Source organism: Eximiradius proteiniborus (assembly GCF_058546985.1).
In genome coordinates this window covers 1,516,420-1,543,406 of the sequence record NZ_CM178592.1, presented here as the reverse complement: position 1 = coordinate 1,543,406, position 26,987 = coordinate 1,516,420, and the positions used below count along the sequence as shown (strand labels likewise).

General features: G+C 37.8%; 17 protein-coding genes. 10 read left to right on the top strand and 7 right to left on the bottom strand.

The window, feature by feature from the left end:
• Window positions 1-27: 27 nt before the first annotated feature.
• From ACY2LT_RS06355 to ACY2LT_RS06325, 7 genes are all read left to right on the top strand, one after another.
• A complete protein-coding gene (locus ACY2LT_RS06355) occupies window positions 28-4,809 on the top strand; it encodes a FlgD immunoglobulin-like domain containing protein (protein ID WP_491814609.1) in 4,782 nt (1,593 codons plus the stop codon).
• Window positions 4,810-4,883: 74 nt separating this feature from the next.
• Window positions 4,884-5,225 (top strand): histidine triad nucleotide-binding protein, encoded by a 342-nt coding sequence (locus ACY2LT_RS06350; RefSeq protein WP_491814607.1) that lies wholly within the window; start codon window positions 4,884-4,886, stop codon window positions 5,223-5,225.
• Between the two features lie 408 nt (window positions 5,226-5,633).
• On the top strand, window positions 5,634-6,551 hold the full coding sequence (gene argF / locus ACY2LT_RS06345; protein ID WP_491814605.1) for an ornithine carbamoyltransferase: 918 nt from the start codon (window positions 5,634-5,636) through the stop codon (window positions 6,549-6,551).
• 12 nt (window positions 6,552-6,563) lie between these two features.
• On the top strand, window positions 6,564-7,505 hold the full coding sequence (gene arcC / locus ACY2LT_RS06340) for a carbamate kinase (RefSeq protein ID WP_491814603.1): 942 nt from the start codon (window positions 6,564-6,566) through the stop codon (window positions 7,503-7,505).
• Between the two features lie 42 nt (window positions 7,506-7,547).
• Entirely contained in the window at window positions 7,548-8,456 is a 909-nt protein-coding gene (pyrB, locus tag ACY2LT_RS06335; RefSeq protein WP_491814601.1) for an aspartate carbamoyltransferase, read from the top strand.
• A gap of 256 nt (window positions 8,457-8,712) precedes the next feature.
• On the top strand, window positions 8,713-10,410 hold the full coding sequence (recJ, locus tag ACY2LT_RS06330) for a single-stranded-DNA-specific exonuclease RecJ (RefSeq protein ID WP_491814599.1): 1,698 nt from the start codon (window positions 8,713-8,715) through the stop codon (window positions 10,408-10,410).
• Entirely contained in the window at window positions 10,407-13,730 is a 3,324-nt protein-coding gene (locus ACY2LT_RS06325) for an ATP-dependent helicase (RefSeq protein ID WP_491814597.1), read from the top strand. The genes recJ and ACY2LT_RS06325 overlap by 4 nt, the downstream gene beginning before the upstream one ends.
• Here ACY2LT_RS06325 and ACY2LT_RS06320 read toward each other — a convergent pair.
• Window positions 13,704-14,447: a LysE family translocator gene (locus ACY2LT_RS06320; protein WP_491814595.1), complete on the bottom strand. Its 744-nt coding sequence runs from the start codon at window positions 14,445-14,447 to the stop codon at window positions 13,704-13,706. The two genes, ACY2LT_RS06325 and ACY2LT_RS06320, sit on opposite strands and share 27 nt — an antisense overlap.
• A gap of 126 nt (window positions 14,448-14,573) precedes the next feature.
• Between ACY2LT_RS06320 and infC the strand changes: the two genes are divergently transcribed.
• The gene (gene infC, locus ACY2LT_RS06315; protein WP_491814593.1) at window positions 14,574-15,182 is read left to right on the top strand and encodes a translation initiation factor IF-3; all 609 of its coding nucleotides are present in this window, start codon (window positions 14,574-14,576) and stop codon (window positions 15,180-15,182) included.
• 74 nt (window positions 15,183-15,256) lie between these two features.
• On the opposite strand, the gene ACY2LT_RS06310 is transcribed toward infC, so the two are convergent.
• A complete protein-coding gene (locus ACY2LT_RS06310; RefSeq protein WP_491814591.1) occupies window positions 15,257-16,000 on the bottom strand; it encodes a hypothetical protein in 744 nt (247 codons plus the stop codon).
• Window positions 16,001-16,100: 100 nt separating this feature from the next.
• Here ACY2LT_RS06310 and tatC point away from each other — a divergent pair, with 100 nt between their 5' ends.
• Complete coding sequence (gene tatC, locus ACY2LT_RS06305; RefSeq protein WP_491814589.1) at window positions 16,101-16,883, top strand: twin-arginine translocase subunit TatC; 783 nt, start codon at window positions 16,101-16,103, stop codon at window positions 16,881-16,883.
• Here tatC and ACY2LT_RS06300 read toward each other — a convergent pair.
• From ACY2LT_RS06300 to ACY2LT_RS06285, 4 genes are all read right to left on the bottom strand, one after another.
• Complete coding sequence (locus ACY2LT_RS06300) at window positions 16,871-19,219, bottom strand: BamA/OMP85 family outer membrane protein (RefSeq protein WP_491814587.1); 2,349 nt, start codon at window positions 19,217-19,219, stop codon at window positions 16,871-16,873. The genes tatC and ACY2LT_RS06300 overlap by 13 nt on opposite strands.
• A complete protein-coding gene (locus ACY2LT_RS06295) occupies window positions 19,131-20,252 on the bottom strand; it encodes a hybrid sensor histidine kinase/response regulator (protein ID WP_491814585.1) in 1,122 nt (373 codons plus the stop codon). The genes ACY2LT_RS06300 and ACY2LT_RS06295 overlap by 89 nt, the downstream gene beginning before the upstream one ends.
• 6 nt (window positions 20,253-20,258) lie before the next feature.
• The gene (locus ACY2LT_RS06290) at window positions 20,259-23,705 is read right to left on the bottom strand and encodes a PAS domain-containing hybrid sensor histidine kinase/response regulator (RefSeq protein ID WP_491814583.1); all 3,447 of its coding nucleotides are present in this window, start codon (window positions 23,703-23,705) and stop codon (window positions 20,259-20,261) included.
• A 234-nt stretch (window positions 23,706-23,939) separates the two neighbouring features.
• Window positions 23,940-25,277 carry a hypothetical protein gene (locus ACY2LT_RS06285; RefSeq protein ID WP_491814581.1) on the bottom strand — a complete coding sequence of 446 codons (1,338 nt, stop codon included), beginning with the start codon at window positions 25,275-25,277 and terminating at the stop codon, window positions 23,940-23,942.
• A gap of 230 nt (window positions 25,278-25,507) precedes the next feature.
• Here ACY2LT_RS06285 and ACY2LT_RS06280 point away from each other — a divergent pair, with 230 nt between their 5' ends.
• Window positions 25,508-26,359, top strand: a complete 852-nt coding sequence (locus ACY2LT_RS06280; protein ID WP_491814579.1) for a PHP domain-containing protein — start codon at window positions 25,508-25,510, stop codon at window positions 26,357-26,359.
• On the opposite strand, the gene ACY2LT_RS06275 is transcribed toward ACY2LT_RS06280, so the two are convergent.
• Window positions 26,348-26,983, bottom strand: a complete 636-nt coding sequence (locus ACY2LT_RS06275; protein ID WP_491814577.1) for a hypothetical protein — start codon at window positions 26,981-26,983, stop codon at window positions 26,348-26,350. The genes ACY2LT_RS06280 and ACY2LT_RS06275 overlap by 12 nt on opposite strands.
• Window positions 26,984-26,987: the final 4 nt, after the last annotated feature.

The following is a 26,987-nucleotide window of genomic DNA, read 5'->3' as shown; positions in this document are numbered from 1 at the left end:
TTTTTAAATACACATTTGGAGTTTACAATGAAGAAATTTATTCTTATTATCGCACTTTTTATTGGACTGCTTGCCAATGATGTGCTTGCAAACAATGATAAGAGCGATGAAATCCTTCGCAAAAGCGGGCTGAATATTCCTGCCGGTCCTGCGCCAAATAGTGCGGGGACTACGTACCCTATTCAGTTCAACGAAACTAATATTGACAGGCAGGGAGTAAACCGCGCAGTATCGACCGGTTATTACTTCGTCGATAGCGACGACCGTTCTATCCAGTGGGGACCTCAGGACGGTTTTGTTGATACTACTTTTCAACCAACTACGTGGAGAAGAATTCTTCCCGGACCAAGACTGGTAGACTCTACATACTGGCAGACAAACAAGGAAGAAGGTTTGAGATTCTTCCGTAATCCTGCTCAGGTGAATTTCTTCCGTCATCGTGATGCAAACAATAATCCTATTGTTGTGGATTCAACTGATAATGCAATTGCTGGTCCGATCCCAATTGGTTTCGGTTTCTATTTTAACGGTATTCGTTACGACTCATTCTATGTTTCTACTAATGGTGTAATCGCTCTTACTAACCGCCGTTATTATTATAACTCTGCTGGGCAAAGAACAATTCCTCCTGGTGCTACTACTGCCTACGACCCAATGAGTATGGACTGGTTTGTCCGCACAACCAGAGTAGGAAATGGATTGACCGACCCTGAACCAGATGATTTCGGATATAGAGTGTCTGTTCTAAACAACCAAATTACAACTGCTACAGCTGGTATTCGTGCCAACGGTGGCAACCAGTTGCAGAATTTATCTACTACTACAAACCGTGGTGCATATATTGCTCCGTTCTGGGGACCAATGCATCTTTCGCAATGGAGCGTCAGAGACAATCGTCCGGACGACCACGGGCGCGTTTACTATAAACGCGAAATTGATGGAAGTAAGTTAACAATTTATTTTGTTAATATTGCTCCGCAAGCCGGTACATATCAATTCCCACAAGGAACATATACTGCTCAAAGCAACCGCCGACCTGGCGATGTTGGTTATGTTTCAGCGAATGCACAGGTTATATTAAATAGATTAGACTCCTCTATTACTATTTATTATGAAAGCTTCACCGGAATGTACCCAATTAGTGCAAGACAAAAAGTTCCTTCAGCAACTGCTTTCGGTGTATTAGCTACTGCTGGTGTTACTGGTTGGGCACGCGATGCTGCTTACGATACAAAGACTGGTACTGGTTCGTTCCCTTGGGGACCAACTGCAGCTTCTGAATATCAACAAACTACTCATTATTTCGATAGAGTTAATTCATCCGCATTGAGCTATCTCTGGCCCCATAATGATCTGGGTGTTCGTTTCAAACAATGGAAGAATACATTAAGAGTAGTTGATATTCAATGGCGTGTTCGTGACGAAAATACTGCTTCTTCTGATTTGTCGTTTAGCAAGCAAATCACTACCGAAGAAGCTGCAAGCTACGAATTGCTCGCCGGTGAGCCAAAATTAGGTGCTATTCAGCCTGTTGCTTTGATTCATAACGTTTCCAACGATATTCAAGGTCCTTATGGTGTGAATTTCACTCCTCAGGATGCTATTTTCAGAGCAAGATTTATGATTTATAACCTTGCTACTTATACTGAAAATCCTGTTACAAAATTCCGTCAGCCAATTCCAAGAGTTGTATATAACCGTTTAATCAGAGTTACTCAAAAATGCTTGAATTTAGCTGCACAAACTGCTGACCCGGATTGCGGCGACGATCCATATACTATGGTTCGTTTATCAAACGTTACAAAATCTGGTAATAACTACACAGCAACTCATGTTTATCCGCTTCCAGCTGGTGTTAATGGTATTCCACCTTATAGATTTGTTCAGGTATTCTTCCCGCCATTTGAACCAAACGAATACATTCCTGACCACATCGGAAGAATGCGTGCATTTATTATTGCTGATGCTAATACTTCACCAGATCCATCCTTGCCACCACTTGGCGATAGCTGGCCATTTGACGATACAACAAACGTTGACTTTATCGTTATGAAACGTCTTCAGGAATTTAACGACGATTTCAGTGAATACCATAGCATTTACAAAGTTGCTATGCCTTCTGTTCATAAATGGGTAAATATCGGTGCAATTGTTGCTGATGGTGAGCAGAACTCACGCTATCCACTTCCACCACGTGGTATTTTCTCTGCTGTCAATAGCACTAACGATCAACTTCGTTCACCAGTTCTCCATATGAACAGAAAAAATCTTGACGGATCGGACTGGAGTCCAAATCAAAATACTCCTGGTGGCGATATTGTTACTTCATTCCCAATTGACCTGCGCAATAAACGCGGTGCAGTTTTATCTTTTGCAATTCAAAGAACACTTAACGGACCCGACAATACTTGGGATCGTGGATTTTCCGACCAGCAAATCGTTGGTGTTGAAGGACGTCTTGTGAGCGGACTCGATAAAGCAACTTTATATACAAATGCAAATTCTGTTACTCGTCCTGATGGTGACTCTATTGTAGTTGAATTTATGCGTCCAAGCCCAGATGGAATTAAATTTGTTACAAACGTCAAAGATTATCTACGTTGGCGTTGGCATCCAGTTCCAAACTCTACTCCTTACTATGGTATTCCTGCCTTTGCTCTATTTGGTATGGGTGGATACTTTATGGGTTGGGACGAAAAGAATCCTAACGTTCCGTTAAAACGTGATCCAACAACTAACCCGAATGAAAATGGTTTGCGTTTTGACCAATTTGACGACGGTATAGACTGGGGATTCCGCCGCTTCCAAATTCAAATTCCTGACTCATTTATCTTAGCTCCAAATGATGGTGCAAAAAACTTCCGTTTCCGCATTCGCGTAAATGCCCGCAATCACTGGAAAGGACAACCACCTAACATCCAAGACGACGACGACGACTTCCTTGTAGATAACGTTCGTATAGTAATGCCTTCGAACAAGCCAGATCTCGAAGTTACGCAAGTGAGACCACTATGGCCTTACACTCTTGCTCCTGCTTCGCAGGCAACTGATATTCCAATCTTAGTTAATCTGAGCAACAACTCGGATCTTAACGCTTCTTCTTTCAAAGTGAAGGTTAAAGTATTCCGTGGAGCAGGTTCATTCGGTGATCCGGTTTACTGCCGTGTAATCGAGCTTGCTAACCTCAACGCTCGTCGCTCGATTGAAGTATCTATGCCTAACTGGAACGCAAAAGTTACTGGCGAAGGTACTTATCGTATTCAAGCTATCTCGATATTCGAGGGTGGCGATTCTTATATAAAGAACGATACAACATATACTGATTTCCAGATTAAATTTAGTGATGTATTTGCTTACGACAATCCTAATAAAGAAGAAAACCAACTCCCTGAATTTTCAGGTACCGGTGGTAGTGGTCTTTCATCCTTCGGTCAGGCTTATGGTGGTACTGGAGCAGGTCTCAGTTCCTATACCAATCCAATATATGTAACGGGTGGTAACGGTGCCGGCTCCGGAAGTGGTTCAGGTCAGTTCGCAATGAAATTCACTCTGTTCAATGCTGATACTCTCTATGGATTTAAAGCATTGTTCGGTAGCTTGAACCAGGCTATGAACGATATCGCTTTCTCTGTTTATGTTGGTGATCCAAATGTAAATACTCCTATTTCACTCTATCCAAACTCAAATATTGTTGCTAAGCGCGGGCTTGGTAGCGGTATGGTATTCCCACAATTCGATAGATACGTTCTTTATCGAATGACTGACCACGGTCGCCAGCCAGTAATTCTTAATAAAGGAACATACTGGATCTCTATCGCTCAGCTTGGTCTTGAAGGTTTGCATTTAGGTGCTACTGGCTATCGTATGGGTATGAGAACAACTTCTCAATATGTTGATCCTCAAACTAACCTTGCTGGTACAGCTCTCGCTTGCAATCTGATGATCGACAAGCAATTCCGTAAATGGGTAAACAATGAATATATTAACGATAACTACTTCTGCTACGAAGATCTTGCTGGTTCAGGTCAATGGACTGAATTTATGAAAACTTATGGCAACCCGGCATTTGCTCATCTGCACCACTGGGGTATTCCACCGCAAGACGGTACTACTCAAACCTTCTCTCGTGGCACTTTCATTCCTATGATTCGTCCATTCTTCGGATTTAAAGTATACGAACCTGAAACTGTTGTGCAAATCTGTATTGACGATATTCCTGTCGAATTGCTTGATTTCCGTTATGACGTCCGTTCTAACGTTGGTATTGACCTGTTCTGGGAAACTGCTTCTGAAATAAACAACTATGGCTTCTATATCGAAAGACGCAAAGCCGGCGAAAACGAATCAGAGTGGAAAACTATCGGATTTGTTCACGGTGCTAACAATTCATCTACTATTCGCCACTACAACTTCACTGATAGAAGTGTTAAGCTGAACGAAACTTATCAGTATCGCTTACGCCAAACTGATATGGACGGTACTCAGTACTGCCCAACAAGCGAAGTTCTGACTGTTACTTTCGATATGGTTGATGAACTCAAAGTTGCTCAAAACTCACCAAATCCATTCAAGACGGTTACTAATATCGAATTCAATATGCCTGCAACTCAAAATGCTCGCATTGAAGTTGTTGATATGTTCGGTAATTTAGTTAAAGTTCTCTACGAAGGTCAGCTCCAACGTGGATTGAACACTGTTTCTTGGGATGGTACTAACAGCAATGGCATCATCGTTCCAGCTGGAACATATATCTACAGAATTTCTTCCGGAAATGAAGTAGTAACAGGCAAGATGTCATTCGTTAAGTAATGTTTTTTGTTGCGAAAGAAGATGCTTGCTCTTGCAGGCATCTTCTTTTTTTATATGAGAAAAGGAGTTTAGTTATGGATACAATCTTTGGAAAAATAATCAAACGAGAAATACCTGCTGATATAGTTTACGAAGATAATGATGTTCTCGCTTTTCGAGACATCGACCCAAAAGCCCCCATTCATATTCTAATTATTCCCAAAAAGCCAATTCCGACTGTAAACGATATAGAAATCGAGGATGCGGAACTAATTGGAAAAATTGTCATTGCAGCAAAAAAAATTGCAAAAGAAATGGGAATAGACCAATCTGGTTATCGGCTGGTTATGAACTGCAACAAAGATGCGGGACAAACCGTTTTCCACCTGCATTGTCATTTGCTTGGCGGGCGTCAGCTTCTGTGGCCGCCAGGATGATGTTTGAAACAAAATATAATACCTATTAATAATCCCCGCCCGTTTTTGCGGGGATTATTTTATTGGCAAAGTGAAATAAAATGTGCTGCCCAACAGTTATTTTTTATTTAGTCGAAACACAAGTTAATTTAGTTTTACTAATTAACTGAAACTTAATCTTTTTTATATCTTTTTTTTTTATTATCTTTGTGTTTTAATGCAATTTGGATGAATGTATATACTGAATAATTCATATTGTCATTTCAGCACAAAAGAGCGGCGTAGAATTTCAAGACCGCCCTTTTCTCTTCCAGCATCCCGTGCCGGCAAAATATTGCAATTTCGGCACTACCAAACTGATGCACCCGTTTGATAAAACCTTTCTTCTTATACATTTTTTGTTTAATTATTATTTTTTAGGAGATAATTATGAAAAAAGACTTCCTTTCAGTTTTGGATTTTACAACAGATGAAATTCTGGCTTCTTTTGAATTAGCAAAAGATATGAGAAAAGACCGTAAAAAGTATTCGAAAGCATTAGAAGGCGAAACTCTTGCCCTTATCTTCGAAAAACCATCACTTCGCACTCGCACAAGCTTCGATGTAGGTATTCAGCAATTAGGTGGCTACTCATTGTATCTTTCGCCAAACGAAATAAATTTAGGCAAACGAGAATCTGTTTACGACGTTGCTAAAAATCTGGAACGTATGGTCCAAGGCGTAATGATTCGCACTTTCGGACACGATATCGTAGAAAATTTTGCTCGCTATGCAAGAATTCCTATCATCAACGGTCTTACTGATTACTCGCATCCTTGCCAGGCTATGGCTGATTTTCTGACAATTTTAGAACACAAAGGAAAATTCGAAGGATTAAAGCTTTGCTATGTCGGTGATGGCAATAATGTTGCTCATTCACTTATGGATGCTGGTGCCCGTCTTGGTGTTAATGTTACAGTTGCTTGCCCTAAAGGCTTTGAACCTAATTTGATTGCTTTCCAGGAAGCCACAGAAGCTGCAAAAGCAACTGGTGCAAAAATTGAAGTTGTTCATTCACCAGAAGAAGGAGTAAAAGGTGCAGACGTTGTCTATACTGACGTTTGGGCATCTATGGGACAGGAATCCGAGGCAGCAAAACGCCGTCAAATATTTATGCCTTTCCAGGTTAATGCTGAACTTATGAAACACGCAAAAGATGATGCAATCTTTATGCACTGCTTGCCTGCTCATCGCGGCGACGAAGTTACAGACGAAGTTATCGACGCTCCTTATTCTGTTGTTTTCGACGAAGCAGAAAACCGTCTCCACGCTCAAAAAGCTATTATGTATCAATTAATGAAAAAGTAAAAGGAGTTTATCGTGGCTTATACAGCTTTAATTGCCATCGGTGGCAATTCTCTGATTAGAGCTGGGGAGCGCGGCACAATCGAAGAACAACTTGCTAATGCACACGCAACTGCAAAATCAATTGCTCAGATGATTAAAATGGGGTGGCGTGTGGTTATCACTCACGGAAACGGTCCGCAAGCTGGCGCCGCTCTGATTCGCTCAGAGCGCGCCGCCGGCGAAGTTTATACTCACACTCTCGATATGTGCGTCGCTACTACTCAAAGCGAAATCGGCTATATGCTCCAAATCGCTATGGAACACGAATTAAGCTTGCTTGGCTTAGATAAATTCGTTACCGTTGTGCCTACTATGGTTGCTGTGGACCCTAACGACCCGGCATTTCAAAAACCTACCAAACCTATTGGACCATTCTACTCAAAAGAAGTTGCCCAAGAGAAAAAGGAAAAACTTGGCTGGGACATTGTCGAGGATGCTGCTCGTGGCTACAGACGCGTTGTTCCATCACCTGAACCTATGGAAGTGCTTCAGTTAGAAGTAATTAAGAAAATTATTGATTTAGATATTATTACAATTGCTCTCGGTGGTGGAGGTATTCCGGTAGTCAAACGCAAAGATGGCTCTATCGTTGGTTGCGAAGCAGTAATAGACAAAGACCGTTCGTCGGCATTGCTGGCTAACGGGCTTAATGTTGATTTGTTCATTATTTCAACTGATGCAGACCAGGTATATGTAAACTACAAAAAACCTGATATGAAAGGTCTGCGTTATGCTACTACTCAAGAACTGCAAAAATACTACGACGAGGGACATTTCCCCGCCGGAAGTATGGGACCTAAAGTTGAATCTGTGATTAGATTTATTAAAAATGGTGGGAAAAAGGCTATCATTACTTCTTTCGAATGTTTGATGGATGCCCTCGAAGAAAAAGCAGGAACTCACATTTCTAATTAATTTTTTTCTTATATTTGCAAAAACTACTTCAAGGAAAAATATATGCGTCATATTGTAGAATCCCAGCAGTTCACTGTCCCAAAAATCCTCGAATTGTTCGAACGAACCGAGCTGATGAAAAAAATTTCTTTGCGTGGCGGCACTCGCGACTACGAGAACAAAATTATGGCTTCACTTTTCTACAAGCCTTCCACACGCACTCGCTTTTCGTTCGAAGCAGCTATGTTTCGCTTGGGTGGTAAAGTGCTATCTACCGAGCAGGCTATGGAATTCTCTTCAGAAATCGAGGGCGAACGTTTAGAAGACACTATTCGCATTATTGCAAACTATTGCGATGTGATTGTATTGCGTCATCACGAGGAAGGCGGTGCAAAACGTGCTGCTGCTATCTCGCCGGTGCCTATCATTAACGCAGGCGATGGCTCGGGCGGGCAGCACCCCACTCAAGCTTTGCTCGACCTCTATACAATCTACAACGAATGCAAAACTCTCGACGGACTTTCTGTTGCATTCGTAGGGGCTCTCGATTATGGGCGAACTGTTCGCTCGCTGGCTTATCTTTTGAGTAAATTCGAAAGAGTGAAACTCTATTTCGTTGCTCCAAAAGAAATTCAAATTAAACCGGATATCCTCGAACATTTGGACGAAAAAGGCGTCAATTACCAACTTTTGGATAATATTGGCGAGATTATCGGCAAAGTAGATGTCGTCTATCAAACCCGTATCGAACGCGAGCGGCTCGAAAACAAACACGTTGATTTATCCCAATACAACATTAATTTAGATGTATTGCAAAGAATGAAATATAATTCAATCATTATGCACCCGCTCCCACGTTCAGTGGAAATAGACCATTCGGTTGATGCAGACCCACGTGCTGCATATTTCCGCCAGGCTGAAAACGGCTTGTATGTGCGAATGGCACTCCTTACAATGATTTTCGATAAATAACACTTAGCCCCGCAATTTAGCGGGGCTAATACTTTTCTGTTATTCTTTTCTTCATCTGATAACACAAATTATTTTATAAAAATTGAATGATTAATCGCAGGTTAATTTTATGTTAATTTTTGGTGTAAATTGAATTAATTTTTCATCATATTCCGGTGTTTTAAATAATACTGTGTAAAAAATTACACACTATATTTTGATATTATAGTATATTTTATTAATTTTGTATTAATTGAGTAAATAATATGGTTATAATTTGAAATATCGTTGGACCTTTAAGAATGAAGACGATACAGCAGTACATGATTTAGCAAAACAATTAAAGATACCGGTTAGTCTGGCACGCGTTCTTGTTGCAAGAAACCTGAAAACGGTCGAAGAAGCAGAAAACTTCTTCGAGCCATCTCTCGACAAGCTCCACGACCCCTTTATTATGAGGGATATGAAAAAAGCAGTCGAGAGAATTCTGAAAGCAAGAGATGAAGGCGAACAGATATGGGTTCACGGCGATTACGATGTTGATGGTACTGCAAGTGCGTCTATGGTGTGCCTCTTCTTGCGAGAGATAGGGGCAAAAGTTGATTATTATATTCCTAATCGCTTCGAAGATGGCTACGGACTTTCTAAGAAAAGCATAGATTTAGCCCTTCAAAAAAAATCGAAAATACTAATTACTGTTGATGTCGGTATTACTTCTTACGATGCTCTTCGCTATGCAAGTGAAAGTGGCTTGGACACAATTATTTGCGACCACCACGAGCCCGGCGACGAACTCCCTGATGTTTTTGCCATTTTGGACCCATTAATTCCCGGCTGCCAGTATCCTTTCAAATCGTTGGCTGCCTGTGGGGTGTCTTTTAAATTTATTCAGGCTATTTCGCAAGCAATTGGAAAACCGGAAATCGCATATAAATATCTTGATTTTGTTGCTATTGCTTCTGCTGCTGATATGGTGCCGCTTATCGGCGAAAACCGCATAATGGTTTACTACGGTTTGCAGCAGCTTAATACTGAGCCGCGCCCTGGAATTAAAGGGCTTATTTATTGCACGGGATTAAAACTGGGGCGTATTACTGCATCAAACATTGTGTATGCAATTGCACCGCTGATTAATGCTGCCGGACGTCTCGGCGACCCGCGCCGCTCTGTAGAAATGATGATACAACAAGATGAATACGCATCCTTCCGTATTGCACAAATGCTCGAAGACGAAAATCGCAAACGCCGACTCTTCGACCAGCAAACCTTCGACGAAGCTGTGCCTATTGCTGAGCAACTCATTGCCGAAAAAGACAGACGTAGCTTGGTTATCCACGGTCCTAACTGGCACGCTGGCGTAATCGGCATTGTTGCTTCCCGACTTGTGGATAAATTCCACCTCCCGACTGTGCTTCTTACAACAATCGATGGTATTGCTAAAGGTTCTGCACGTAGCATTAACAATTTTGATATCCACTCCGCTCTGAAAAAATGCGAACATCTTCTGATTGAATTCGGCGGGCATAAGCACGCTGCGGGGCTGTCGCTCAAAATTGAAAATATTCCTGCTTTTCGTGAAGCTCTCGACGAAATTGCCCATCAATACATTACCGACGATATGCTTGTTCCAAAAATTGAAATAGATGTCGAACTTCAATTTAATGAGCTTTCGCCGCAGTTCTTGAAAATTCTTAATAAATTTGCCCCGTTCGGGTTTATTAACAACAAGCCTTATTTCTTTACCCGTGGTGTTCGCTCTCTCAATGGTGTGAAAATTGTTGGCAACAATAGCATCAAATTCCGGGCTATTCAAAATAATTTTGTTATTGATGCAATTGGTCCCAATCTTGCCCATAAAATTCATCTTTGCACCGGCGGCAAATCATTCTCAATTATTTACAATCTCGAAACCCATAACTTGAATGGGCAAAAAGCACCCCAAATTTCTATTAGAGACATTAGACCCGATGAATGATAAACGACGATTTTGCAAAATACTGTTTAGAACGAATTAATGAGATTTATCTAAGCACTGATTTAAATGACCGTCAAAAAATCCTTGCTGCTTTCAAAGTATTCAAGGATTTTTTTATTAAATTCGATGAAGAAAATTTGCAGATTTTTTCGAGTTTCTACCAACGTATCATTTATATCATCAAAAAATATAGTTTCGACAATAAACTTGCTAAAAGAATTCATTTCGTTCGATATATCGCAAATCAAGCCCGACATCATAATGATAAAATTATTCAAAGTCATTTCTTTACCTACTTTGCTAATTTATCCCTGATTTTCCATTTTGTTGCTAAACAAAAATTAGTCTTTCCCGATATCGAACTTGCTAATTTCACTAATATTGAATTAATTTCAGATGAACACAACAAAACACTTCCTTACACAAAGTCGAGCACGAGAGCATATGTCAAAAGCGTAGAAAGCCACAAAGAAAGCGACCACTGCTTGCTCACTCTCGAAAACGATGACGGCATAATGTTTAAAGTTAAACTAAATCATCATTGGCAATTACTTGCAAGCGAACTTTCGGAAAACACTACATTACATCTTCATAATCTTTCTCAAAATGGAGATATTTTCGAAACAAGCAGTTATTCTCTCGTTGTTTTCGAGCCCGACTATCTAATCGATGTTACCGATATTTCTGAATGCTTTTCGCAACAGGACTTTAATCCTTTTCTCTATTTTATTAAAAAAATCAGTGAACGCATCACCAATCGGGCAATATTAAAAGGAAATATAGTCAATTCATTGTTTGACGAACTAATTCTCGACGAGAATGCAAACTATCAGGATTGCTTCCAGAAAGCTCTCAAAAACAAGCCAATTCAGTCAGTTGCAGCAGTCCATTCAATAGATGATCTGAAAGAACTATATTATGAATTGCTGAATTCTTTCGAGGTTATCAGGCAGAACGTTCAAAAAATTTCCCTTGAACGTGCTTATATAGAACCTTCATTTATCGCTCCGGAGTATGGTATTAGCGGGCGTTTGGATTTGCTTGCCGAAAATGCAAAAGAACTATTTGCTGTGGAACTTAAAAGCGGAAAGTCCCCAAATTCTAATTTATCCTACATCGACTACGACAAATCATATTCGCTTGCAATCTGGAAAAATCACGTTGTTCAGGCAATCTGCTATATTATGCTGCTCGAAGCAAATCTGAGCAATAAATCAGTTTTCGCGAGCATACTCTACATTGCAGCTGCCCAGAACCATCTTCGCAATGTCCCAAACAGCTTGTTGCTTAAGCAACAAATTATTCGTTGCCGTAATGCAATTGCTGTGTTTCTAAAAAGAATAGCAGACGACCCCGATAATCAAATTCAGAAAATTTTTCAGGATACAGAATATTCTTCGAATTTACCATCCTACATAAGTGCAGATTTCGAGCTATACAGACGGCTTTACAATTCAAGTTCAAAATTGGAACAGAAGCTGATTGCCAAAACAATTGGATTTATCGCTCAACTGAGTTTCCACAACAAAATTGGCGACGACCTAAGCTCCACAAGCGTTTCGTCTCAGTGGCTCGAATCTGTTGAAGAAAAAATAGAGAAGGGCACAATCATTGCAAATCTTTCGCTTCTGCCTGAAAAATCTGATTTCACCAAAATGCATCTTACATTTCTGCAAAACAACATTAATTCTAAAATTAACGTAATCCGAAAGGGCGACCTTTGTTTATTAAAAAAGCAAAACCCGGAACTATCGCCCGGCAATAATAATCAGCTGCTAAAAGGTATTATTTCGTCCATCTCCAATTCTGAAATTACTATCAGCTTAATTAATAAACTAATAAATTATAATTTCGATGCCAATCATAAGTGGATAATTGAACAGGAACAAAGCGATACAATCTCGGGCTATCTTTATTCATCTGTATTTTCGCTCCTAAGATGTTCAGCACAAAAACGCCAGCTATTGCTGGGACTTACCAAACCGCAATCAAGCACTCAGCCCGCAATTCAATATCCCGAACTTATTGACGAACAAAATGAGTTGCTCAATAAAATCATTGCGGCAAGCGATTATTTTCTTGTCCAGGGACCTCCCGGTGTAGGGAAGACTTCTTATTTGCTTCGATACTTAGTTAAATATTACTTCGAGAACACAAATTCGAATATATTGCTTGTAGCATACACCAATCGTGCAGTTGATGAAATTTGTCTTACTCTGAAAAAAATATCGCCCGATTTTCCTTTTTTGCGGCTTGGGAACAAAGAATCGACAGAAATTCAGGAAAATTCTATTGCAGCTTTGGCTGAAAAAATGCGTTTTTCGGATTTGTTTCTGAAAATCAAAAGTTGTCGTGTTTTTGTTAGCACAATTTCGTCTGTTTTAACCTCAAACGAACTGTTCCAAATCAAGAATTTTGATATTGCAATTGTCGATGAAGCAAGCCAAATTTTGGAAGTGTATATTTACTCATTAGTCTCGCAGGTGAAAAAATTTGTGCTTATTGGCGACGAAAAGCAACTCCCGGCGGTTGTTCCTTTGCAAAATGGACGTGCAAAAATCAAAGACGATGACCTCTCGCAAATTGAAATGTGCGATTTAAGCGTTTCATATTTTGAACGCTTACTCAAAATTGCACAAAAGAACAATTGGCAAGACTTCTACGGTATGCTTTCCTACCAGTCCCGTATGAAGCAACCTATAATGGAATTAGCCAATTTTCTGTTCTACGAAAACAAGTTGAAGTTATCCCGGTTTGTTCAAAGCAATTCCGCCGAGCCACAGTTTTGCGATGATTTTGAATTTTTGAATGCGTCCGATATTATTTTTATTAACACACCGAAAACACGCACAAGCAAAACAAACAAAATTGAAGCTGAAATTGCTTCCAATATTGCAAAATCTATGGCTCGCAAACTCGGCAACAGACTTGATAATTCCGATATCGGAATAATTGTTGCCTTTCGTTTGCAGGGCAACGAAATATTTAAAAATCTGGGTGAATTATCTCAAATAATTGATGTAGATACAGTCGAACGCTTCCAGGGTTCCGAACGCCGGACAATCATAATCTCGTTTGCTGTCAATAGACCAATCGATATTGAGTTGATTTCTAATGTAACTTCGTTTAATGGTAGTATTGTGGACCGCAAACTAAATGTTGCAATTACTCGTGCAAAAGAAAAACTGATTATTATTGGAAATGCCCAAGTGCTTATGCACTCGCCTGTGTATTTCAAACTGATTAATTATATCAAAGAAAAGCACTTATTTGTTGATTATGAGAAAATTCTATCAGATGGAGGTAATCACCAGCCTTAATACTTCAGACCATTTGGTAAAAAACAGCAACCGCCAGCCTAATATCCCGCCAAAACTTATAAAAGTTAGCCCGGCAAATTGCTTCACTCTTACAATTAGATTATCTGAAAATTTATTCTTCAATCTGAAAACAATGTTCGATAAAGTGTAGAGCCAAACAAAATTGCCTATCCCGAAACCAATTGAATACAATAGGTTGTTGAACGTTGTGATTTCAAACAATGTGAATTTTTGTACCTGAACGCCCACATATCCAATGGACGGCAAAAAAGTCGGATTTGCAATGTTCGCAATAGCCAAACCAAAACCTAACAGAAACGGTCCTTTTTCCTTGAAATGGCGAACAAAGTTGTTTCTCTCTTCCAAATCGGTATCTTCGATTTGCCTCTCTGATTGAGGCTTGCTTTTCAACAAACTGTATAATCCATACACAAGAAAAGCAATTATTAATAGCGACTGAAACAAAATTGAATAAATAGGATGACAATCGAAAAAGCTGTGCAATGCCTGCATTACTGCCGTTGCAGCTGTGATTGCAACGAAACAAATGATAAAATCTGCAACTCCTGAACCAATAGCAACATACATTGCAGGGCGTATTTTTTTGTTTAGCCCCATCTTGATGGAAAGCACCCCTATGGGACCCGGTGGCATTGCAAGCAGAAAACCTACAAAAATTCCTATAAGTAAAGCAGTAAGCAAATCAACTCTAATCAATTATGTATTTCACATAAATATAAGAAAAAAAATTTTTTTTTCAAATTTTTAGTTTGATTTTCGTCTTATCAAATAATATATTTGCAATATTAATTTAAGTATTATTAACAAATTTAAAGGAACTGCTTGAAATCTGCATTTGTTGTTGGAAACCCAAATATTGGGAAACAAAGAGAAACAAAAGAAGCACAAAGAAAACACAGGATTAACAACGAAATTACAGCCAAAGAGGTACGAGTCGTAGATACTGACGGTGGTATGCTCGGAATAATGACCGTCAAAGATGCCTTGAAATTAGCCGAAGAACGCGAAATTGATTTAGTAGAAATTGCTCCACAAGCCAATCCTCCCGTTTGTAAATTAATCGATTACGGAAAATTTTCTTACGAACTCCAAAAGAAAGAAAAGCAAATCAAAAAGAATTCCGCTGCTTCTCAGATGAAAGAAATTAGATTTAAGTCGCGGACAGCTTCGCACGACTTTAATTTCAAACTCAAACACGCCCGCGCTTTTATTGAAGAAGGTAGCAAAGTGAAAGCCTCCGTAATTTTCCGTGGTCGTGAAATTGCTCACACTGATATCGGCAAAGAACTTCTCGAAAAATTTATCGAAGAAATGTCCGATATAGCAAAAGTTGATTCGCCTTTGAAATTCGAAGGGAAAAATCTTTCTGTAATTCTCTCGCCTTCGAAAACTAAAAAACCAAAAACTGCAAAAGAAGAAAATAAATCTTAATATTTGTCCGGATAAATACTAAAAGAGGTGCATCTGCACCTCTTTTTATGTATTAATTATATCTAATATATGGATTAATAGTAAATATAGCTATATTGATATTTTTCGAGCAAATTCCCGTTCAAATCTGCAACCGTTTCGATAGAAATAAGTCCGTATTTGTTATAATAGAACGTTCTTATTTTTTGTATTGAGCCGTCCTTGCCGTAATTGATTATTTGCAGTGCTTTTTCTTCTTGTTTGTAATTCAGGGATTCTTTTGTGATTACGGTTTCGTTGGAAGTTTTTTCGCTAACAGTTCGTTCGATTAAGCTTCCGTTGTTATATAAATAAGAATATTCATAGTGCAAAATAGTTCCAACCTGAAAGTTTCGAACTTCCTTTTGCAGCAAGTTCCCGCGTGTGTCGTAAGAATAAGTCTCTTTTGAGATGATTTTGCCGTCGCCGGAAATCAGAGTTTTTTCTTTTATTTTCCCGGTTTCATCAACTACCGAAAGCACTCTCACTATGCCAATTAAGTTTCCTTTCTCATCAAATTTTTTCTGTTCTTCTGTTGTTTTAGCGTTATCATATTGATATTCAGAATAAGATTTCACACTGCCATTTGCGTAATATTCCGTGTAATTGATAAGATTCTGGTCAATTGAGTAATTTTTCTTATATAAAATTTGTTTGTCTGATTGATTGGATAAATCAATTTTGTATTTTGTTTCAGATTTTATTTTAACCGTAGTAATATCATCGACAGGGTTTTCAACTACTCCGCAACTTGATAGTAATAACACAATAATAAAAAATATTGGTATAACTTTCTTCATAAAAACCTTTGATACTAATCTAATAAACTTAACAAGAAATTTTCAAAAAATCAATAAATTTTTTACTTATTTTTGTATTTTATTTTAATAAATTTTGTATATGAGCAACGAACAAATAAATGAAATAGAAGAAGAAGAAAGTGGATTAGGCTTTTGGGACCACGTCGAAGAACTCAGACGGCGAATAATCTATTCTGTCGTTGGAATATTAATCGGTTGCCTGATTGCTGGTGTGTTTATTGGCAATATTATGGATTGGGTGCTGCTCAATCCAGCGGCAAACGCAAATCTTGATTTGCAAAATCTAAAACCTTTTGGGCAACCATTTCTTTACTTTAAAGTTATTCTTGTTGTCGGGATTATATTTTCGTTTCCGTTTATGCTATATCAGCTTTGGGCTTTTATCAAACCTGCTCTATACGAACACGAGAAACGTTGGGTATCGACGATTACTTTTTTCACATCGCTTTGCTTTTTCGTTGGTGTAGCATTTTCTTATTTCGTGATGATACCTTCGATGCTTGCTTTTGCTGCAAGCTTCGGGAGCGACAAAATAAAAAATATCATCGACATCAATGAGTATTTTAGCTTTCTAACAATGATACTGCTTGCTTCGGGGATACTATTTGAAATGCCAATGATTAGTTTTGTGCTCGCCCGATTTGGTATTGTTACTCCAAAGATGCTAAGAAAATATTGGCGACATTCTGTTATTGTTATTCTAATCATTGCTGCTGTGATTACTCCAACTCCCGACCCAATCAGCCAGCTGATTTTTGCTGCTCCTTTGTTTTTGCTTTACGAAATTAGCATTTGGGTAGCTGCGATTGGTTTGCGAAAACGGCAAGCTGCCGAAGCCGCAGGTGATTATCAAAAAGCATAGCCTATGCCAAAGTGATACACTGTGCGGGAAAATGCTTTTCGCCTTCCTGTGGGGTCGTGCAACGGAGTTGCAACATCAAGCCGGAACGGACCTATTGGCGTAATATAACCAATTCCAAACCCTGCCGAAACTGCAAGCTTTAAGAAATAATCTGTAAATTTCAATTTGTAATCGTCCACTCCTACAAACCAATCAAAAGCATTTCCAAAATCTGCAAATGTTGTAAATGTAATATTACTCAAATGTTCGGCAAGGAATTCATTCAACCATCGATAATATGGAAATCTGTATCTGAATTCTAAACTTCCTTCGAGCAGTCCTGCATTTCCGATGAAATTTTGCATATATTGATAAGTCCTGCTCGAGCCAAAAGTTTGCGATGTGATTTTTGTGTAACGTAATGTTCTTGAACTCCATCCGCGAACGCTATTGCTCCCTCCTGCAAAGAATTGTCGCTCGATTGGAACATACACATTTGCTTCTTGCATCAATTTAATTGCTCCAAATCGCCCTTTTGCTGCAAAAACTAAATTATCGCTAATCGAAAAATACTGGCTATGCAGAAAATGCACACGAAAATATCTTGCTATGCCCGATATTGATGGATGCGATAGAAAAATATTCCATCCGTCAATATTTATCAAAGTATATGAACCTTTGCTCGGATTGAATACATCGTTTTTCTTATCACTAATTAAATTGATGCCCATTGTATTCGAAGTCCAGAGATGAAAATCCGGTTCATTTAAATACTGGTACAGGTTGTTGTATAAATAAAATGATTCAATTACACGCAGGGAATCTTCCGGATTGCTTGTCCGACGGGATGCCTCCGCTATTGCTGTATTGTAATTTACCGGATTTTCGCGTTCAAAAGTGAAATCTATACTTACTGAATTAAAAAATGTTCTTTTGGGCAATATAAGCGAAAAACGTATTGGAAACTGCAAAGTATTCAGCTGAAATAAATTATAAACTTTGCGTATTGAATAATTCAAACTTGTTGTAGCTGCAACTCGCGTATAGTCCACTACCCACAGCAACGGTTGATAAAAACGAACGCCTACAAGCATTTCATAATCTAAATTATCTATGTTTTGTAGTGTCTTCCCGACATCTTTGAACGAAAAACTTGTATAAAACGAACCATTCTGAGCATTGCCAAACAAATTTCTATGGCTTATGTTTCCCTCGATACCTGCATTAAAGTTTGTCATAGGTGTGCGATTCGAAAATAGAGCCAAACTCCATTCCTTTTGTTTTCTATATACTGTTTTTAAACAAAAATCAACAACAGAATCCCTATCGTGATTATTACAAGTATCAATTTCAACTGATTCAAAAGTCCCAAGAGAGAGCAGATTTTCGATTGTAGTATTAACTTTGCTGCGGCTATACCAGTCGCCGGTTTTTATTTCAAACTGCCGTCGTTTCATTTCGTGGGTAACTATGTGTTGTCCACGAGTAGAGTCGATATAATACAAATTCCCGAATATTATTCTTTGCCCTAAGTTAAATATCACCGTAACGCTGTCTTTCTTTGCAAGCGTGTCCATACTAACTGTTGGTCGCTTGTATGATGCTGAATAATATCCGTTATTTAAAAGTATTTCGTAAAGTGTATTTATTCTTTCTAAAATTGCCTGTTCGTCGTAAAATTCTATATTAGGTAGCCTACTGAGTTGAACTTTAATTTTATTTAATACATCTTGAGATAATTGTTCAAGTCCGAGCAGCACAAGTGTATCGAGCTTGTAGCGTTTGCCTTCCGAAATAAGAAAATTCAGTGTATTTTGTCGTTTCTGGTAGTCTGGAACAACTAATATTCGAATACGAACATCGTGGAAACCCTGAATATTGTAGTATTGCCAGATGGTAAATGAATCAGTTTCAATAAGTTTGCTGTCGAAAAGGCTTATTTCGTGTTCAAGCGATTTTATTGCAGTATTAATCTCTCGCATTAATACGCGGGGAGCGGCTTTGTTTTTCTTGCTTTCGTTCAGGTATGCTTGCAATACTTTGTGAGGAAAGCTTCGGTTTGTCTCTTTTGTCTGAATTATATTACGTAACTGATTTTCAGAAAAAAAAGAATTGCCGGAAAACCTTATCACTCCTATTTCATATTGTTCTGGGAAGCGAACCGATGGCACTAACTTTTGATTAGTAAACTGACTGCCAATTGCAATTTGGGATAAAAAACACAGCCAAAAAGCAAATATTACAGTATATTTCACTCGAATTTTCAAACTAATTTGCTTCCGGTAATAAAACGAAAAACGTTGTCCCGCTTGCATTAGTGTTTCTTTCAGCCCAGATTTTGCCTCCGTTTTTCTCAACCATCTCTTTGCATAGGATTAAGCCCAGACCCGAACCCTTTTCGTTCTTTGTTCCCAGAGTGGAATGATGCTTGTCTATCTTAAAGAGTTTTGATTTTACTTCGTCGGGTATGCCAACTCCGTTGTCGATTACTTTAAGCAATATGCCATTTTCTGCATATACTGATTCGAAAATAATCTTTCCGCCTTCGAATGAAAATTTTATAGCATTTGTAAGCAAATTGTGAATTACCGATGTTATCATCTGCTTATCAACAAATACATTATGTTCCGGTAATATCTCGTTAATTATTTCTATGTCTTTTTTGTCTGCATTTGCTTGGAGAAGCGAAATCACATCTTTTGCTGTTCTCAATAAATTTACCTTTATAGGTTGAGGTCGGAGTCTCTGAGTTTGTATGCTTGCCCATTGCAAAAGATTTTCAAGCAGGGAATATTGATTTTTTAAAGTTTGGTGCATTTTTTTTATCAGATCAATTATTTCCTCCTGATTCATTGATTCGCCTTCTTGCGATAGCAAATCAGTAAGTCCCAGCAAGCCGCTGAATGGTCCGCGAAGGTCGTGTGCGATTATTGAGAAGAACTTGTCTTTGGTTGCGTTGAGTTCCATTAGTTCTTCAATCTGTTTTGCGATTAAATCCCGCGATTTTTTCAGTTCTAATTGAGTCATCACACGCGCAAGCAGTTCGCCAGAGTTGAATGGTTTGGTAACGTAATCTACCGCACCTACTTCGAAACCTTTGATTATATCCTCTGGTTGAGTTTTTGCTGTAAGAAAAATTACAGGTATATCCTGAGTTTCAGGATTTGATTTTAACTTTTGGCAAACGGTAATACCGCTTATTCCGGGCATCATTATATCAAGCAAAATCAGGTCTGGTTTGCTGTATTGAACTGCTTCCAATGCTTCTTCGCCGTTGGTTGCAAATCCGACATCTAATCCTTTCTGTAGCAAAACGTTCCCCAGCACTTGCAAGTTCTCGGGAACATCATCCACAATCAGAACAGATCCTTTGGTTGTTTCTCCGTTCATTATTTTCTATTGCTTATTTATATTATTTATTATTACATTAAAGTCGTTTAAAATTTGTATAATTCGCTCAATTTTGAATGCATTCGCTTGTTTTATCAACTCATTAGCAAATTCAATTGCCTTTGGATAATTATGTTTCTTCCCAAAGCTCAATAGTTTTTCGGCAAAGCTCTTAATTTTACTAATATATAAAGATTTTTTCACAATCTGAAAATCCGGCAAAATATTCTCTGTGAAATCCTTAATCATTTCATCAGTGATTTCGTTTATTATGTCGTCCATAGATGGATAAGAAACAATATTGTCGTTTTCCTGGGGTTTTTCTTCCTCAGAATGTTTCAAAAATCGAGCAAGTTCGTTCAGCAGTTGCTGTTTGGTAACCGGTTTCCTTAAATATCCATCAAATATTTCTAAAATTTCATCAACTTCTTCTTTAATAGCAGAGGCGGTTAGCGCGATAATTGGAATATGGCTTGTCGATGGATTGCTTTTAATTATTTTCCTTGCAGTATATCCATCCATAACGGGCATATGCAAGTCCATAAAAATAATATCAGGTGTGAACTTCTCTAATATTTCAATCGCTTCTTGTCCGTTTATTGCTTCGACAATCTTAAAATTATATGGTTTTAAGTAGTATTCGATTACCTGTCGATTTGTATCCACATCTTCCACCAATAGAATTTTGCCACCCTCAAAGTTATACTTGATATTCTGGACGATTTTGCTTTCCTTTTTAATATTCATTCCGGCGGCAATACGCACTCCATAAAGCTCAACAGTGAAAGTAGAGCCAATTCCCGGTGAACTATCAAGAAATATTTTTCCGCCCATCATTTCTGTTAGCCGTTTGGTAATCGATAGTCCCAGCCCTGTGCCTCCGTATTTTCGGGTGCTCTGACCTTCCTTCTGCTGGAATGCTTCAAAAATTATTTCTTGCTGAGATTTTTCTATTCCAATTCCTGTATCCTGCACTTTGAGGACAATATCAATTTTACTGCCTTCTTTGTCTGGATCCTTGGTGTTTACCACAACACGAATTTGCCCTTTTTCTGTAAATTTTACTGCATTTCCAACAAGGTTGAATAATATCTGACGAACTCTTGTCGAATCTAATATTAAGGATTTTGGCAGTTTCTCATCGTAGATAATGTCGAAAGCTAAACCTTTTTCGGTTGTTTTGATTGAGAAAATATCCCGGATTTCATCGATAATGTCTCTTAAATTAACTGCTTCGTATTTAATTTCCATCTTCCCGGCTTCTATCTTGGAAAGGTCTAAAATATCGTTGATCAGTTCAAGAAGATTTTTCCCGCTGTTGGTGATACCTGTAATAAAATCGGAATATTTTGGATTATCGCCTAATTCTTCTTTTAACAATTCAGAGAAACCAAGAATAGCATTCATCGGAGTGCGTATTTCGTGGCTCATGTTAGCTAAAAATTCGCTTTTTGCCTTGTTTGCGGCAACGGCTGCCTCGCTTGTTTGGCGGATTAATTCTATATCTTCGTCCCGTTCTATTGCTGAACCAATTGCATTTGCTGCTATTGATAATATCGATATTTCTTTTACAGTCCAATCACGTTCATATTCAACGCTATCAAAGCCAATAAATCCCCAAAGCTTCTCTTTTACTACAATCGGGATAATCAAAAAAGATTGGACGTCGTGTTCGATTAGCATATTCTGTTCATTTTCAGGCAATTGGGATACAATTACATTTATAGGTTGTTTCAAACAAAGCGGTTTAACAATTGAAGGTATCTTCTCCTCAATAGATAAAGCTTGCAACTCAGTCAAATGCATCTGTGATTGGAGGTTTTTGGCGAAATATTCGTATGTTAACCTAAAGAGTTCCCGATTTGTTTCTGCCTGGTAATATTTTTCGTAAATATATGCCCGATCAACTTCAACAACTTCGCCAAGGGTAACAACAATTTGCTGTAATATGTTTCTGAATGAATAATTTTCGAGCAGTGCTGTGGATATTTCAGCAATTGCTTTGAAAATCCTGTCTTCTTTTGCAGTTTCCAATTGAGCGCGTTTTGACTGCGTAATATCCCGCATAATGCCGACAAGTCCTAATATATTGGCGTTTTTGTCGATAAATGGAATTTTGTAAATATCGTAAATTAATTGTTCTCCGTTTTTTTTCTGGAACCAATATTCGTATCTTGCTGGCTGGTTCGATTGCATCACAAATTTATCTTTATCGAAAAGTCCGTTTGCAGTGTATTCGTCGAACAATTCAGAATCTGTTTTATTTAGTATCTGATTTTGATTTAGATTTGTGAAACGTTCGAATGCTTTATTAACCATTGTGTAGCGATATTCGTAATCTTTTATGAAAATCAAATCTGGTATGGCATCAATTAATGAATTCAACAAAAGGCGCTCTTTTTCCAAATTTGCTTCTATCATCTTTCTTTCTTCAATTTCGTCTTCGAGATCTTTGTTTATTAACAGTAAGTTTTTAGTTGCTTGCTCAACCTCTATCGAAAGTTGGTCGCGATGAGAAGCAATTTCTTCCTGCATCTTCTTTAGTTCAGTTATATCCCGAACAACTCCAACGACATAATTTCCATCTTTTGTATCAAACGATGCTTTCTTTACAAATAGAACGTGTGGATTGCCGGAATTATCAACAAATCCTGTTTCGTAAATATACTCTGTTTCCTTTCCCAATACAGCCTTGTCCGAAAGTAAATAATCTTCTGCAAGGTCTTTGGGAAAAATGTCTGTATCAGTTTTTCCAATAATCTCGTCGTATTCTTTGCCGATGAATTTTGTAAGTGCTTTGTTCAAAAGTATATACTCAGATTTGTTGTTCTTTACAAATAGTGGGTCTGGAATAGCATCAATTATTGTTTGTAAAAATTCTTTATTCTTTACCAGTTCATCCTGAATACGTTTTTCACGTGTAATATCAATCAGGTTTGTATGTATTTGAATGGAATTATTCACAGGATTTCTGAATGATATACTTTCCAGCCGACCGAAAAAAGTTTCCCCGTTCGGACGAGTAAGCAGTAGTTCGCAACTATCTTTTGTGATTTTTTCGGTAAGTTGCTCAAGATGCTTTTCAAAAATTTTCACATAGTCTTTGTGAACATATTTAGTGAAAGGCTTGTAAGCAATAGTGATTTTATTTTCATTAAGCATCTTTATTGCAGGGTTGTTTGCTTCAAGAATAAACCCATCGCTGTTCAGAGTAAAATATCCTGTTGGCGAATTATTATATAGCCGGCTATATTTATCTATTAATACTTCAAGTTCAGAACGTGTTCGCATAAGTTCCTGATTTTGTAATTCAAGCTCATATTGATAAACTTGAATTTCATAGAATGCATCTTTTATGCTTTGCAATTCGTTTTCGTCGAGTATGGGACCACTTTTACTTAATAATTTTTCTGCTTTTTGACGTATTTTCGACATTTCTGTGTGTTTATCCATAAGACTTACCGGTTAAATCAATTAAAATTAATTAATAAATATAAATTTATGAGTTCAAAATATACAAAAAATATTAAATATAATAAACTTAAAAAATAGAAATATTAATACTGATTTTATTCTTATTTAAGTATTATTTTTTATACTTTTTCTTTCTGAAAATCTGTAATTAAACAAAAAAGAGGTTGCCTTCCCGAGAAAGACAACCTCTTTGCAAAAGTCGTTTTGAAAACACTATTTCTTTGGTTCGTTTTCGCGCAAGCCGATGAGAATATTCCGGGCAATTTGTTCGGCAATCATTTTTTGGATATGGTCGCCACTTGTAACAAACTCTTGAATTGATTTTTCTACACGGTTGCGAATAATTTCAGAAGTCTGACCAACCAAAGCGTTTGTAAGCTGATGAATATCGGCTTGTTGGCTACGCAATGCATCGAGCTGACTGCGGTTTGCATCTTCCATTTTCTTGAGCATCTTGTCCATACGTTCTTCTTCTTCTGTATAAATAAGAGTGAACGCCAATAATGAAAGCATCGTAAATTCAAGGATAATTGCCAACAAGATTATCGAAGGACGTGATGCAGGGATAAACTTCAAACCACGAATACCTACTGCAACGATAAGCAATGCAGCACCACCATAAGCAAGACCTGTAACAAAGTTTGCATATTTTTCTGTAAAGTGGTGCGACATATATAAACGCAAGCCGTGCAAGAAATGAGAACGATTTCTTCTCCAAATCAAGCCATTCTTTGTATCGATAATTTCTTTCAATACGAAATCAGAGAAGTATTCTTTAATTCTTGTGTATATAGCTTCATTGCGGAAGAACACAATATCAGTATCTTCGTCAAAAACATCTTCAAAACGTGTGCTTTGATATGGTGATGAACCTTCGTCGGTAACTGTTCTTTCCCAAATAGTTCTGAAAGCAGCACGCACTTCATTCAGTTCTTTTTCTCTTAATTTATCATCCGGCATAATAAGAAGCTCGATAATATCATCGCTAAATCCTGTTTGCAAACGCAATTTTACCTTTGTCGCATCTATTTGTCTATCGAACAATACTGCCATAAGCCCGATGCTTGATGGCATAAACATCGAAATCAGCGATGCTAATACAAGTGAAAATATCAAGGACAAGAACCAAAATGCTACCCACGGCTCCAAGATAATTGCATTTTCTCCAAGCAATGGCGATTTTGCATAAAATTCAGTTGAACTTTTTACATATCCGTGTTCTTTTTCTGTTCTTGCTTTGAAAGTAAAGTCGAATATGTATTCTCTGTTAATTACTTCGCGTGAAATTTCTACTTGCTTGCCTTGTAATTTTGCTTCGTTATCGAGCGATGTAGAAGCCCATACCAAGCCATCAAATTTTACGAAACCGATTTTTTCACGTTGGTCGCCGCTCGGCTCGAATAGTTTCACAACAAATTGCGATATACCAACTGGAATTAATTTAAATTGGAATAGCAAGAAAAAAGCAAGTACCATAGCGCCCCATACTACAATATGTGGCATCCCAATTTTGAACTTCTTGGCTCTTGTTGAAAATTGTGCTTTTGACATTAGAGTTCAACTCCTTTAATAAACAACTTTATTTAAAAAAAATCGTTCTACTATTGTAGTAATAATTATTACAAATTTGATTTTTCACATATAATTTATTCTTTGTTCATAACAATTTAAAAAAAAAAATGAATTATAAAAGATAAAAATAATAAAAAATCATTTTTTTTCGAAAAAACTTTATTGTCCGATAATCGTCTCTACATTTTTGTTTAGAATTTGTTCCGATAATGAAAAAAATTGCTGATTTACACGTTCATACAAATTGTTCTGACGGAATTCTATCTCCACGTGAATTGCTTGCAAAAGCCATTGAGCAAAAAATTACTCACATCAGCATTACTGACCACGATAATATCGACGGTTATAAAATTGCCCTCCAAAGCGAATTAACTAAGCAAATCGAAATTATCTCCGGAATTGAACTGAGTTGCTCCGAAAATCAACGTGAATATCACTTGCTCGGATATAATTTTGATATAGAGAACAAGGAACTCTCCAAGCATATTAACAAATTTAGAGACATCAGAATTATCCGTGCAAAAAATATGCACAACAAATTGATTGGGCTCGGAGTTAATATTAATTTCGACGATATTCTGGAAATTGCCGGAGATGCCCCAATTGCCCGGCCCCACATTGCAAAAGCCATTACCTCTGCCGGCTATGCCGAAAACTTTTACGATGCATTCAGCAAATTCATCGGCGATGATGCTCCTGCCTACGAACCTAAAATTAATTTTCCCGTAACCGAAGGGATAAATATTATTCACTCAGCTGGTGGAGTTGCCGTCCTTGCTCACCCTGCCAACTATGTTGATGAGAATACTCTTCACAATTTTATTAAATCGGGTCTCGATGGCATTGAAGTTGTTCATCCTATGCATAATATTACACAACGAAATAAATATAAAGCTATCGCGCGTAAATACAATATTTTGCAAACAGGCGGCTCCGATTTTCACGGCAACCGCCCGACTGACGAAATTAATTTTGGTAACGAGGTCGTTTCTGCCGATGTTTTCTATAAAATAATAGAAATCAGCAAATCAAGAAAACGCCGCAAATTCCTATTCTTTTAAATCTACTGTGAAGCGAATATTTAAATCAAAATTCGCTTTGATCAATGGAAAATGATATTTGTCCAACGAGCCCGCAACATTTCCATAAGTTGTTTTAATGTAAAAATACGGACTTCTAAGAATATGTTCAGATATCTGGTCAGAAATCTCTTTGGGTATATCTTTTATCTGATGTGCCTTCCTGTAGTAATCCCGAATATTTACATTTGTAAACCTTCCGAGCTCATATTCCGGAATAGTTGGGTCGGGCTCGAAATCATTAGGATTTTCGGAATTAACGTTTCCTGTTATTGGTCGGGCAAAAACAAGTGTGTAGATAATGTAATCTAATTGAAGCAAATCTTTGTTTGGGTCGTATGGCTGATTGTTTTCCAATACAAGCGAATCAATCCAATAGTTAAATTGAAGCAATTGCGATTTCTTAATTCTTTCTTTATTTTTATGGTAATCTTCATATTTATTTAAATTGGAAAAATCAAGCGACTGGCTCGGAACTGCTCTGTTTAAATATTCCGTATTAATTTTTACAATCATCTGAAAATTAAACGAACTGAAGCTATCCACTGTGTTTTGATAGCAGCCGCCTAACATAAACAATACTAATAATATTGCGAACTTTTTCATTTTT

Excerpts from the sequence above, each read along its gene's own strand:
- argF (WP_491814605.1), top strand. The coding sequence starts at position 5,634 with ATGAAAAAAGACTTCCTTTCAGTTTTGGATTTTACAACAGATGAAATT.
- ACY2LT_RS06275 (WP_491814577.1), bottom strand. The coding sequence starts at position 26,983 with ATGAAAAAGTTCGCAATATTATTAGTATTGTTTATGTTAGGCGGCTGC.
- ACY2LT_RS06295 (WP_491814585.1), bottom strand. The coding sequence starts at position 20,252 with ATGAACGGAGAAACAACCAAAGGATCTGTTCTGATTGTGGATGATGTT.
- pyrB (WP_491814601.1), top strand. The coding sequence starts at position 7,548 with ATGCGTCATATTGTAGAATCCCAGCAGTTCACTGTCCCAAAAATCCTC.
- ACY2LT_RS06355 (WP_491814609.1), top strand. The coding sequence starts at position 28 with ATGAAGAAATTTATTCTTATTATCGCACTTTTTATTGGACTGCTTGCC.
- ACY2LT_RS06310 (WP_491814591.1), bottom strand. The coding sequence starts at position 16,000 with ATGAAGAAAGTTATACCAATATTTTTTATTATTGTGTTATTACTATCA.
- ACY2LT_RS06350 (WP_491814607.1), top strand. The coding sequence starts at position 4,884 with ATGGATACAATCTTTGGAAAAATAATCAAACGAGAAATACCTGCTGAT.
- ACY2LT_RS06325 (WP_491814597.1), top strand. The coding sequence starts at position 10,407 with ATGATAAACGACGATTTTGCAAAATACTGTTTAGAACGAATTAATGAG.
- tatC (WP_491814589.1), top strand. The coding sequence starts at position 16,101 with ATGAGCAACGAACAAATAAATGAAATAGAAGAAGAAGAAAGTGGATTA.
- ACY2LT_RS06280 (WP_491814579.1), top strand. The coding sequence starts at position 25,508 with ATGAAAAAAATTGCTGATTTACACGTTCATACAAATTGTTCTGACGGA.
- ACY2LT_RS06285 (WP_491814581.1), bottom strand. The coding sequence starts at position 25,277 with ATGTCAAAAGCACAATTTTCAACAAGAGCCAAGAAGTTCAAAATTGGG.
- ACY2LT_RS06290 (WP_491814583.1), bottom strand. The coding sequence starts at position 23,705 with ATGGATAAACACACAGAAATGTCGAAAATACGTCAAAAAGCAGAAAAA.